Source organism: Cupriavidus alkaliphilus, assembly GCF_900094595.1.
GTDB classification, from domain to species: Bacteria; Pseudomonadota; Gammaproteobacteria; order Burkholderiales; family Burkholderiaceae; genus Cupriavidus; species Cupriavidus alkaliphilus.
Genome location: NZ_FMAD01000017.1, coordinates 1 through 11,960, shown reverse-complemented (window position 1 = coordinate 11,960; position 11,960 = coordinate 1). Strand labels below are relative to the sequence as shown.

Annotated in this window: 11 protein-coding genes; 7 read left to right on the top strand and 4 right to left on the bottom strand. The window is 65.9% G+C overall.

Going from position 1 to position 11,960, the window contains the following annotated elements; genetic code table 11:
* The first annotated feature begins 201 nt into the window (after positions 1-201).
* Together GA0116996_RS25935 and GA0116996_RS25930 are read left to right on the top strand one after the other, a co-directional pair.
* The gene (locus GA0116996_RS25935) at positions 202-1,116 is read left to right on the top strand and encodes a sensor histidine kinase (RefSeq protein ID WP_092317470.1); all 915 of its coding nucleotides are present in this window, start codon (positions 202-204) and stop codon (positions 1,114-1,116) included.
* A gap of 13 nt (positions 1,117-1,129) precedes the next feature.
* Complete coding sequence (locus GA0116996_RS25930; protein ID WP_092317467.1) at positions 1,130-1,891, top strand: LytR/AlgR family response regulator transcription factor; 762 nt, start codon at positions 1,130-1,132, stop codon at positions 1,889-1,891.
* 36 nt (positions 1,892-1,927) lie between these two features.
* Here GA0116996_RS25930 and GA0116996_RS25925 read toward each other — a convergent pair whose 3' ends face one another.
* From GA0116996_RS25925 to manD, 4 genes are all read right to left on the bottom strand, one after another.
* Positions 1,928-2,248 carry a 2TM domain-containing protein gene (locus tag GA0116996_RS25925; RefSeq protein ID WP_092317654.1) on the bottom strand — a complete coding sequence of 107 codons (321 nt, stop codon included), beginning with the start codon at positions 2,246-2,248 and terminating at the stop codon, positions 1,928-1,930.
* Between the two features lie 141 nt (positions 2,249-2,389).
* On the bottom strand, positions 2,390-3,322 hold the full coding sequence (locus tag GA0116996_RS25920) for a sugar kinase (protein ID WP_092317464.1): 933 nt from the start codon (positions 3,320-3,322) through the stop codon (positions 2,390-2,392).
* A gap of 1 nt (position 3,323) precedes the next feature.
* Positions 3,324-4,358 carry a Zn-dependent oxidoreductase gene (locus GA0116996_RS25915; RefSeq protein ID WP_092317461.1) on the bottom strand — a complete coding sequence of 345 codons (1,035 nt, stop codon included), beginning with the start codon at positions 4,356-4,358 and terminating at the stop codon, positions 3,324-3,326.
* Between the two features lie 34 nt (positions 4,359-4,392).
* Positions 4,393-5,601, bottom strand: a complete 1,209-nt coding sequence (gene manD / locus GA0116996_RS25910; RefSeq protein WP_092317458.1) for a D-mannonate dehydratase ManD — start codon at positions 5,599-5,601, stop codon at positions 4,393-4,395.
* A 270-nt stretch (positions 5,602-5,871) separates the two neighbouring features.
* Here manD and GA0116996_RS25905 point away from each other — a divergent pair, with 270 nt between their 5' ends.
* The 5 genes from GA0116996_RS25905 to GA0116996_RS25885 all read left to right on the top strand — a co-directional run.
* Positions 5,872-7,317 carry a mannitol dehydrogenase family protein gene (locus tag GA0116996_RS25905; protein ID WP_092317455.1) on the top strand — a complete coding sequence of 482 codons (1,446 nt, stop codon included), beginning with the start codon at positions 5,872-5,874 and terminating at the stop codon, positions 7,315-7,317.
* Positions 7,318-7,353: 36 nt separating this feature from the next.
* Positions 7,354-8,373, top strand: coding sequence for a TRAP transporter substrate-binding protein (locus GA0116996_RS25900; RefSeq protein WP_092317452.1), 1,020 nt, complete (start codon positions 7,354-7,356; stop codon positions 8,371-8,373).
* Between the two features lie 38 nt (positions 8,374-8,411).
* A complete protein-coding gene (locus GA0116996_RS25895; protein WP_092317449.1) occupies positions 8,412-10,277 on the top strand; it encodes a TRAP transporter large permease in 1,866 nt (621 codons plus the stop codon).
* A 376-nt stretch (positions 10,278-10,653) separates the two neighbouring features.
* Entirely contained in the window at positions 10,654-11,106 is a 453-nt protein-coding gene (locus tag GA0116996_RS25890; RefSeq protein WP_092317446.1) for a PA2169 family four-helix-bundle protein, read from the top strand.
* Positions 11,107-11,739: 633 nt separating this feature from the next.
* Positions 11,740-11,960, top strand: a 221-nt coding sequence (locus GA0116996_RS25885) for a hypothetical protein (protein ID WP_141693771.1), incomplete at its 3' end; no start/stop codon positions are given.

The following is an 11,960-nucleotide window of genomic DNA, read 5'->3' as shown; positions in this document are numbered from 1 at the left end:
ACCAAGAGCCTGACACGCATCCCCAGAGCTTCGCCGATGACTGTGACGCCGCGCCATGCGTGAGCCCCAATTGCAGGCAACCCGGAGATCGACGCCCGTTATCCGTCGCTTCGCGCCGCCATCCTGTCGATTCCCGGCACCCGCATAACAGCCCCGTTAGCCCGGTGGTAACCTGCACAAATTTCCGCCCCAACCACCCCCGTGCCTTTCCCCAACTCCCGCCTCTGGCGCTCGGCCCCCGAGCAACGCGCCTATGAAGAAGCCCGCCACCGCGTGCGCGCGTTGCGCTTCTTCTATCTGCACGCCATGGTCTACGTGGTGGTGAACGCGATGTTGATCGGCTTCCATCTGATGGGCTCGTCGCATCGGCCCTGGGCGGGTGGCCCGCTGATGGGTTGGGGGATTGGCCTGGCGGTGCATGGCATCATGACCTGGGGCCGTGTGGGCCTGCTCGGGCGGCGGTGGGAAGAGCGCAAGATTGCCGAGTACATGGCGCAGGAACAGGTGCGCACGCTGTCGACGGAGAAGCAGCTGGTCGAGGCTCGCATGAAGCTACTGCAGGCGCAGATCGAACCGCACTTCCTGTTCAACACGCTGGCCAACGTGGTCAGCCTGATCGAGCCCGCGCCGCAGAAGGCGACGATGATGCTGGAGCATTTCATCGCCTATCTGCGTGCCTCGCTGGCCGCCAGCCGTGCTACGCAAGGTACGGTGGCGCAGGAGGCAAAGCTGCTGCGCGATTATCTGGCACTGATCCGTATCCGCATGGGCGAGCGCCTGCAATACACGGTCGACGTCGACCCGCAACTCGAAGCGATGCCGCTGGCGCCAATGCTGTTGCAACCGGTGGTCGAGAATGCGATCAAGCATGGCCTGGAGCCGAAGATCGAAGGCGGGCGCTTGCTGGTCCGGCTGGAGCGGCACGGCGCGCGCATGCTGGCGACGATCGAGGACGATGGCATGGGGTTTCGGCCCTCGGCCGGCGCTGGTGTCGGGCTGTCTAACCTGCGCGAGCGGCTCGCCGTGCTGTATGACGGTGACGCCCACGTCAGGATTGAAGAGCGCTCGCCCGGCACCGCCGTACTGATCGATCTTCCGCTGCCACCGGCATCCTGAACCGGAGATGCACATGACGCCCACCGCCCTGATTGCCGACGATGAAGAGCATCTGCGTGCGTACCTGCGCGGCAAGCTGCAGCGCCTGTGGCCGGAGTTGCAGATCGTTGCCGAGGCGACCAACGGCATCGAAGCCGCCGACGCCATCGCGCGCTTGTCGCCGAGCGTTGCCTTCCTCGATATCAAGATGCCGGGCCTGTCGGGGCTGGAAGTGGCGCAGGGGTTGGAAACCGAAACCCGGGTGGTGTTCGTCACAGCCTATGACGAGTTTGCGCTCGATGCGTTCGAGCGCGCCGCAGTGGACTACCTGGTCAAGCCGGTCAGCGAGGAGCGCCTGGGCCGCACCATCGAACGATTGCGCAAGGCGTTGCAGGAAGCGGCGCCACTGCCCGAGCTGGCGCAGTTGCTGAACCAGCTGACACGTGCCCAGCCGCGCGCGGAAGCTTCCAGCCAGCTGCGGTGGGTCCGGGCTAGCCGTGGCAATACCACCAGCCACGTGCCGATCCAGGACGTGATGTATTTCCAGAGCGACGACAAGTACGTGGTGGTGCATACCCCGGATGGCGAGCACCTGATTCGCACGCCGCTGGCGGAGCTGATTGCCGGTCTCGATCCCGAGGTGTTCTGGCAGATCCACCGCTCATCCATCGTCAATATGGAATACGTGGCCGGCACGCGGCGCGACGAGTCGGGGCGGCTCTTTGTCAGGCTGCGCGACAGCGATGCCGAACTGCCGGTATCGCGCGCCTACATGCATCGGTTCCGGCAGATGTAGGCCGGCTGGCGCGCGCGTCGCCAGCCAGTGATCTGGCTAGTGTCGATCCATGAATTCCTGGATCTTGCGCTGTTCCCAGTCACGGCCGCGGCGCGACAGCCGCATCCAGACCAGTAACCCGTGCACGGTGAGCCCCAGCCCCCAGGCCAGCGTGGTGGTCAGCGGCCACGGCCAGCCCGTGGTGGCGTAATGCGACCAGGGCGGCGACGGGAAGTAGAAGAAGCGGAACCACAGCCATGCATTGACCACGGTATAAACCAGCAGGTGGATATACCAGCCGCGCAGCGCGCGCACCATGCGGCGCGCGCGCCAGTAGGCCATGGCGTGGGGGTCGTTGGGCGGGAAGGCGTGGTGCATGGGATACCTCGTCATCAGGAAGGTTGGCATGCGACAGGTATAGGCCACCGCCAGGCGCCGTTCCAGGCCCATGGGCTGAATCGACGGATTTCGTTCGCGAGCGTGCACGCAGTCAGCGTGAATGTCGCGCCGTCGCCACCTTCATGATTGCGCTTTCAGCGCATTCCAGACGGCTTGCACCCCTGGCAGCGGCGCGACGGCGCCGTGGCCCGTGGTGGCCAGCGCGGCCGCCACCGCCGCCCATCGCGCAGCGGACACAGGGTCATCTCCGGCCACCAGCCGCGCGAGATAGGTTCCGTCGAAGCAGTCGCCCGCGCCGGTCGCATCGACCGCGTCGACGCGGAACGGCGCCACGGCGGTCAACTCTTCGCCGTCGGATACCAGGCAACCCTGGCTGCCCAGTTTCAATACCACATGCGGCGCGCCCATCTGGTGGCACCAGTCGACGATGCCCGTGGGATGGTCGATGCCGGCAAGCTGGCGCACGTCGTCCAGGCTCGGCAGGAACAGGTCGCACAGGGGCAGCGTGGCGACGATGACTTCACGGGCGCGCTCCAATGGCCAGAGTGTAAGGCGCAGGTTGGGGTCGTAGGACACCCTGGTGCCGGCCTGGCGGGCGATGCGGATGGCCTCGCGCACGGTACGCGTGGCTGACGTGCTGATGGCCTGGCTGATGCCCGAGACGTGGAGCCAGGTGGCCCTTTCCAGCAATGCGACCGGCAGGTCGCCGGGTTGCATCCGGCTCGCGGCGGACCCGGAGCGTCGATAGGTGAAGACGTGGCCATCCGGGCCATGATGGACGAAGTAGAGTCCGGTAGGCGCCGACGCATCGAGGACGACGCCGCTGGTGTCGACGTGCTCGCGGCGCAACAGGCACCGGCACATGCGGCCGAACTCGTCGTCGCCCAGCCGCGTCACGTAGGCGCACCGGGCACCCTGGCGCGCCGCGGCGATGACGGCGTTGGAGGTATCGCCGCCGAAGCCCTGCAGATAGGTGCGCGAACCGCGCGGGCCGGCGTGGTTGAACTCGACCATGGCCTCGCCCAGCGCGACGATGTCGAACCGCGCGCGCATGTCAGGCGTCCTCGCCCAGGTCGAGCAACACCTTGCAACTGACGCGCGGCTGGTTTTCGGCGAGGTCGAACGCGTAGGCCACGTCGCGGACATTGACCTGGTGCGTGACGATCCGGCCCGGATCCACCAGACCGCGCATGATCCAGTCGATGACGGTGGGAAACATCGCGCAATTCAGGCGCGAGGCATACAGGGTCAATTCCTTGCTGGTCAGCGCTTGCTGCGGCAGCGACGATGGCGTGGCAGAAAACCCGAGCACGCCGATGCGGCCAGCCGGCGCGGCGAGGCCAACGGCTTCTTCCAGGATGGCGGGATGGCAGACGGCATCGTAGATCAGCGTCGGCCCGCCCGCCGCGCCGCGGCGCTCCAGCGCGCGGGCAAGCGGCTCGCGCGCGGTGTTGATGATTTCGTCGTCCGCGGCGCCGCAGGCTTGCGCCAATGCCAGCCGTTCATCGACATGGTCGGTGATGAAGGTGCGTATGCCATATACGCGCTTGAGCACCTGCAGCAGGTTGAGTCCGACCGGCCCGGCGCCATAGATCAGCGCCACGTCCGAGGGCAGTACGCCGGTGCGGTGGGTGGCGTTGGCGGCCACGGCAAATGGCTCGATCACCGCAGCGCTGGCCGTCGGCATGCCATCGGGCACCGCGTAGGCGTTACGTGCCGGCACGCATGCGAATTGGCTGAAGCCGCCATCGCGGTGCACGCCGATCACCTGTAGCCGCTGGCAGACATTGTGCCGGCCGATCCGGCAGGCATGGCATTGACCGCAGCTGACCACCGGATCCACCACCACCCGCTCGCCGATGCGCAAGGCGCTGACGCCAGCGCCGACCGCATCGACATGGCCGACGAACTCGTGGCCGATGACGCGCGGATAGGTCACGAACGGATTCTTGCCATGGAAGATGTGCAGATCCGAACCGCAGACGCCAGCCAGGCGGACGCGCACGCGCACCTCGCCTTCGGCCGGGACCGGGTTGGGGCGCTCGCATACGGCCATGCGGTGCGCTTGCTCGACGACTACGCTCAACATGCTGGCTCCTTGTTTCCGTCTACTGGCGCGGCGGCTACCAGTTCCACATCGCGCCATCGCGCAGCCGCGCCACCGGCAGATAGGCGCGTTCGTACGGATATCGGGCCGCCAGCCGCTCGTCGATGTCGACGCCAAGACCGGGCACGTCGTCCATCACCAGGTAACCGTCCTCCAGGCGGTAGTTGTGCGGAAACACCGCGTCAACCAACGAGCCATGCGGCATCAGTTCCTGGATGCCGAAGTTTGGCGTCCACAGCCCGAAGTTGACGGCTGCGGCCATGCATACCGGTGACAAGTCGGTGGCGCCGTGGAAGCCGGTGCGGACCTGATGGATCGCTGCGAAGTCCGCGATGCGGCGCACATGCGTGATGCCCCCGGCGTGGACGATGGTGGTGCGGATGTAGTCGATCAGCTGATGGCTGATCAGGTCCTTGCAGTCCCACAAGGAATTGAAGATTTCGCCCGCCGCGAGCGGCGTGGTGGTGTGCTGGCGAATCAGCCGGAACGCCTCCTGGTTCTCGGCCGGCGTTGCATCCTCCAGCCAGAACAGGCTGAAGGGTTCCAGCGCCTTGCCGAGGCTGGCCGCTTCGATCGGTGTCAGCCGGTGGTGCGCATCGTGCAGCAGATGCGGGCCGAAGCCGACCGCCTCGCGCACCTTGCGGAACAGTTCCGGCGTGTGGCGCAGGTACAGCGCGGTGTCCCATGGCTCCTCCGGCGGCAGGCCCTTCTGCGCCGGTTCATAGTGACCCGGTTGGGTGCCGACGCCATACACCTTGGACAAGCCAGGCACGCCCGACTGGACTCGAATCGCCTTGTAGCCTTGCGCGATATGGCTGTGCACCGCGTCGATGGCTTCGGCGTGGTCGCGCCCGGTGGCGTGGCCATACACCATCAGGCCATGGCGGCTGCGCCCGCCAAGCAACTGGTAGACAGGCATGCCGGCCAGCTTGCCCAGGATGTCCCACAGCGCCATATCGATGGCGGCGATGGCGGTCATCGTCACCGGCCCGCGCCGCCAGTAGGCGCCGCGGTAGAGGTATTGCCAGATGTCCTCGATCCGGCGCGGATCGCGGCCTGTCAGGCACGGAATCACATGTTCGTCCAGATAGGTCCGCACCGCCAGTTCGCGGCCATTGAGCGTGGCGTCGCCCAGCCCGTACACGCCGGCATCGGTGACCACCTTGACCGTCACGAAGTTGCGCCCGGGGCAGGTGACGATGGTCTTTATCTGTTCGATTTTCAAAGGGTGTCTCCGGCCGGATCGTCGTTGTCGTGGCCCGACGGCGCTGCCTGGTTGCGCAACGCCCGCATCGGTGTGGATGCAGCCAGAGTACTGCGGGCCGATTGCGGCGGAGTACGGCAGATTCCGCAATCAAATGCAGCGTTCGCCGCAGTTGAATCGCGAAAGCACCGCACGTTGGACACCACGGGTGCGTGCAAACTTCTTCGCATCGAAGACAACGCCGGATGCACGCACGATGCTGCTGCCAACAGACCTGCCGAGGTACCGCCGATGAGGCTCACGCAACGCAACCGTTGCCGCGCCAATGCTGAAGTGCGCCAGCCGGGCTACGACCGCAGCCGCTTGTCGCGCGGCGTGCTGCACCTGGGCCTGGGCGCGTTCCATCGCGCGCACCAGGCGCTGTACACGGAAGCCGCGATCCACGCCGGGGATAGCCGCTGGGGCATTGTCGGCGTCAGCCTGCGAGAGCCGCGCATGCCCAGGACGCTGGCGGCGCAGGACTTCCTGTATTCGGTGACCGAGCGCGAAGGCGCGACGGCCACCACCCGCATTGTCGGCGCCGTGGTGCAGGCCTGGTATGCGCCGCATGCGCTGGGCGAGGTGCTCGGCGCGCTGGCCGATCCCGGTATCGCGGTGGTGACCTGCACGGTGACAGAGAAGGGTTACTGCCAGCATCCGTCCAGCGCCGACCTGGACACGGACCACGCCGATATCCGCCACGACCTGGCCCATCCCGACACCCCCAGAAGCACGCTCGGCGTACTGGCTGCCGGCCTGCGCCGGCGGCCCGCCAGGGCGCCCCTCAGCATCGTCTGCTGCGACAACATGCCTGCCAATGGCGAGACGCTGCGCAAGCTGCTGGCGCAGTACGCCGCGCTGACGGACCCGACGCTGGCACGCCGCGTGCGCGACGACGTGGCGTTTCCCAACACCATGGTGGACCGGATCGTGCCCGCCGCCACGCCGGCATCGCGCCGTGACGCGCAGCGCCGCCTGGGTTTGCGCGACGAGGCCGCCATTGTCTGCGAAGCCTTCACGCAGTGGGTGATCGAGGACCGCTTTGCCGGACCCAGGCCGGCATGGGAAGCGGGCGGCGCGCTGATGACCGGCGATGTCCGGCCGTTCCAGGCGATGAAACTGCAGCTGCTCAACGGCACGCATTCCGCCATCGCCTACGCCGGACAACTGTGCGGGCTGCAGACCGTTGCCGAGGCCATGGACGATCCGCAGGTCGGCGCCTTCGCGCGCGGCGTGATGGCAGACCTGTGCGCCACCGTGCAAGCGCCGCCCGGGTATGACGTGGCCGGATACACCGAGGCCCTGCTGCAGCGCTTCCGCAATGCCGCGCTCGACCATCGCACCGTGCAGATTGCAGCCGACGGCACGCAGAAAGTGCCGGTGCGCTGGCTGCCCGCCCTGCGTGCCAGTGCAGGGACCGAGCGGCCGTGGCTGGAACGCGCGCTCGCGGCCTGGCTGCATTGCCTGCGCAGCGGACGCAGCGATGGCGGCCAGGCACTTGCCTTCGACGATCCCGGCGCACCTGCGCTGGCGGCGTGCCTGCGTGGCGCGCACAGCGATGCCGACGCCGTCAGACAGGCACTCGCGCACGCCCCTGTTTTTGGCAGCGAACCGTGGCCCGCACCATTGGCTGATCGCCTGGCCCGCCACCTGGCGGTGCTCCGCGCCGGCGGCGCCGCTGCGCTGCTGTCGTCCTGAGCCATCCCCACCCGATAACTAGGAGACCACCGCACCATGGCCATGCTGTTAACCCGACGCCGCTTTGGCGCGCTAGCCGCCGGCACGCTGGCGATGACGCTGCCGGCAGCCCACGTACTGGCCCAGGCTGGCACCATCCGCCTCAAGTACGGCACCGCCTTTCCCGCCGACCATCCGGGCACGCTGCGCATCCAGCAGGCGGCGGTGGCGATCCGACAGGACACCGGCGGCAAGGTCGACCTGCAGGTCTATCCCAACAGCCAGCTCGGCAGCGAGCCCGACATGATCGCGCAGGTGCGCACCGGCGCGATGGATTTCATGTCCACGGCCGGCACCAACCTGCAAACGCTGGTACCGACCGCCGGCATCAACGGCGTGGCCTTTGCCTTCAAGGACTACGCCACGGTCTGGGCTGCGATGGACGGCGACGTCGGCGCCTATGTCCGTGCTGCCCTGGGCAAGGTGAACCTGCACGTCTTCGACAAATGCCTGGACAACGGCTATCGCAACATCACCTCGGCGAGCCGGCCGATCAACACGCCGGCGGACCTGAAGGGCTTCAAGGTGCGCGTGCCCGGCATCCCGTTGTGGATCTCGATGTTCAAGGCACTGGGCGCGTCGCCCACGGCCATTCCGTTCGGCGAGCTCTATTCGGCGCTGCAAACGCGGGTCGTGGACGGGCAGGAGAACCCGCTGGCGCTGATCCGCAGCGCCAAGCTGTATGAAGTGCAGAAGTTCTGCGCGCTGACCGGACACACCTGGGATGGTCACTTTATCTTCGGCAATGCGAAGAAATTTCGGGCGCTGCCAGCGGAGGTGCAGGCCGCTATCACGACGCACTTCACCGCGGCGGCGCTGAAGCAGCGCGAGGACATCGCGCGCCTGAATACCGATGCGCAAACCGAGCTGAGTCGCCTCGGCATCGTCTTCAACCAGCCAGATCCCGCGCCATTCCGTGCCTTGCTGCAAGGCGCCGGCTTCTATGCCGAATGGAAGAAGAAGTACGGCGACGAAGCGTGGTCGCGGCTGGAGCAATACGCAGGCCGACTGGCATGACGGCTGGCACGAACGATAAAAACGGAGAGGAGACATCGATGGAGCACACCGCTGAAGCCATTGCGCCAGCGCTCTCAGCGCCGTCAGCCGCCACGGCGTGCTGGCGCCGCCTGATGGCCTGCATGGTGGAGGTTCCGGCCGCCCTGATCGTGCTGGCAGAAATCCTGCTGCTGGGCGGCGGTGCCTTCGCGCGCTACGCGCTGCACCAGCCGGTTCCCTGGACGGATGAACTGGCCAGCATCCTGTTCCTGTGGCTGGCAATGCTCGGCGCCATCATTGCGCTGGACCGCGGCGCGCATATGCAACTGACCACCTTTATCAAGAACCTGCCGCCGGCAAGGCGCGCCTGGGTGGACGCGCTCGGCATGTGGCTGGTGGTGGCGTTCCTGTCGCTGTTGCTGAGGCCCGGCTGGGAACACCTGACCGAGCACCTGGAAGTCTCGACGCCGACGCTGGAGATCAGCGAGGGCTACCGCGCCGGCGCGGTGCTGGCCGGTATCGTGCTGATGCTGGTCGCGGCAATCTTGCGCCTGCTTGCGGCGCACTGGAAGCCGGTGATCGCGACGGGCCTGATGGTGGCATTGTGTGGTGGCGTCCTTTGGCTGCTGTCGCCCACGCTGATGACGCTGGGTAATGCCAACCTCGTGATCTTCTTCCTCGTGATGCTGGTCGTGTGCGTGGCCATCGGCGTGCCGATCGCCTTCGCCTTTGGCCTGGCGACGCTGTGCTACCTGTCGCTGTCCACGGCCACGCCGCTGTCGATCATCCCGAACCGCATGCAGGAGGGCATGTCGCACCTGATCCTGCTGGCGGTGCCGCTCTTTGTCTTCCTGGGCGCGCTGATCGAGATGACCGGCCTCGCGCGCGCGATGATCCACTTCCTGGTCAGCCTGATCGGCCATCTGCGCGGCGGATTGCAGTATGTGCTGCTGGGCGCGATGTATATCGTTTCCGGCATCTCCGGCGCCAAGGCCGCCGACATGGCCGCCGTGGCGCCGAGCCTGTTTCCCGAGATGAAGCGGCGCGGTGCCAAGGATGGCGACCTGATCGGGCTGCTGTCGGCTTCGGGCGCGATGTCCGAGACCATCCCGCCCAGCATCGTGCTGATTACGGTGGGATCGGTGACCGGCGTGTCGATCACCTCGCTGTTCATCGGTGGGCTGATGCCCGCGGCGGTAGGGTTGGTGATGATGTCGCTGGTGGTCTGGTTCCAGACCCGCAAGGAAGACATGAGCGGCGCGCCGCGGCCGTCGCGGCCGGCGATCGTGAAAGCGCTGCTGGTTGCGCTGCCGGCACTGGCGCTGCCCGTCATCATTCGCACGGCGGTGGTGGAGGGCGTGGCCACTGCCACCGAGGTGTCTACCATCGGCATCTTCTATGCGGTGGTGGCAGGCGTCCTGGTTTATCGCCGCTTCGCGTGGCGTCGCGTCTATCCGATGCTGCTGGATACTGCCGCGCTGTCCGGCGCGATCCTGCTGATCGTCGGCTGTGCCACGGCCATGGCCTGGGCGCTGACGCAATCCGGTTTTGCGCAGGACCTGGTGAGCATCCTGTCGGCAGTCCCTGGCGGCAAGGTTGGCTTCCTGCTGGTATCGGCATTGGCGTTCGTCATCCTCGGGAGCCTGCTGGAAGGTATCCCGGCCATTGTGCTGTTCGGGCCGTTGCTGTTTCCGATAGCGAAACTGGTCGGCGTGCATGAAGTGCATTACGCCATGGTGGTGATCTTTGCGATGGGGCTGGGGTTGTTCGCGCCACCGTTCGGGGTGGGGTTCTATGCTGCCTGCGCGATCGGGCGGGTGTCACCGGACGTGGCGATGCCACGGGTGTGGCCACATATGGCGGCGTTGTTTGTGGCGCTGGTGTTGTTGACGCTGGTGCCCTGGTTTTCGGTGGGGTTCTTGTGAGCGGGCGGCGTGGCTCGCGTGCCCGACGGCAAGCAGAGGACCACCGGGACGGAACGGGAAAGGATGCACAGTTTCGCGCCGGATGCCGGCGGCCACCGCAAGAAGCACTGCCGGGTCCATGCGCCCGATCAATGACCTGAATCGGGGATGGGCAGGCCACGCTGTCGCGGCCCTGCGCTTCCAGCAGCCCATCTCCTATCATGAAGTCACGCCTTGCTTCATGACGAGCAGGCAAGTGGGGCCGGCGCGAACCAGTTGCACATCGATGGCGTCCGCGACGCCATTCTCGCGCCGGTTGCGCGGCGGCGGTTCCTCCTTTGGCCAACGTGGCGGCGCCGAAGCTGCGCGCCGCCAGAGCGCGTGTTGGGAGAATGCCATGGGCGACAACCAGCAACAAACTGTCTTGGCGCTGAATCAGCTGATCGAAGCGGGCAAGGACAGTGAACTGGCCTGCATGAGCGGCGCCGCTGAAGTGCGCGATGCGCAGCTTCGCGACATCCTGGCCACTACCGCGGAAACCTACCGGGCGTCGGTGCAGGAATTGCAGTCCCTGGTCAGTGCCATGGGCGGCCAGCCGGCTGACCGCGGCAGCATGAACGGCACGCTGTTCCGCGGCTGGATGGCGTTCCGCCACATGCTGCAGCCAAACAATGACGACGCCGTGCTGGGTATGTGCGAGCACGAAGAAGATGCCGCCAGGCGCGAATATCAGTCCGTGCTGATGAAGACGCTCCCGCCTGATGCCAGCGCGACACTTCAGCGCCAGTATGAAGCGTTGAAGCGACAGCATGAGCGGATCCATGCCATGCGCGGTATGCAGATTCACTGAGGGTTAGCAGTCGGGCCTTGCCGCGGCAAGGTCAGGTTTTCGTGACGAATCGGGCACTGATCCGCCTTGCCGCCGCAAAACTCCTGGCGGGCGCTCCGCATCGTTCAGAGAATGCCGGCTCACTGATCAAACTGAGGGTGAGCCGTTATCTGTTCTGCACATAAAAAAAAACAGCCCCGCAGGCGAGGCGCGCAGGTCACAGAGTGGCTTAGGACCACCCACATCTGACGTCTGAATGTGTCAACCATGTCTTCGCACGGGTGTCCACCATCCGCCATCGGCGACTGTTCGGTTGAGACATTCGGGTTTCCACACTCCTCTGTCATCGCTGTTCGATGACAGTCTCAGTTCGCGCGGTACGGCGCGCGACGCAATGGGAAACTCGCGTTTCCATACGAGACGCCGCGCCCTGCCGGGCCGTCGTTCGCCATTGCCGAAATTCGCATTTCGAAGTGAAATCTTGCCCCGCTGAATGGCTGAATCTTGTGGGTATTTGATCGAGATAAATATTGTGCTTCGTAGCGGGATCTCTTCAGTTGATTTCCTTTAGATGCAAAGGCACAAATAGCCGATGCTATGCGCCGAGGTCGTAGTAGCGCGTCCGAACAACAAGGCGGTTTGATGCATCGGTAAATGGATCCTGCAAGCTTCCATCAACAGTTTTCTTCTGCCCATCGCTTGTATGCCTTGGACAGTGACGGCGCGCTGGCCGAACTGGCGATAGAGGCCTGGATTGGCCGCGAGGCCATCTCTGCGATATTCGAATGGCGCATCGTTGCGGTCAGCGCCAACGCCGATATCGCGCTCGACAGCCTGCTCGGCCAGCGCGTCACGCTGCTGACCACGCTCGCCGA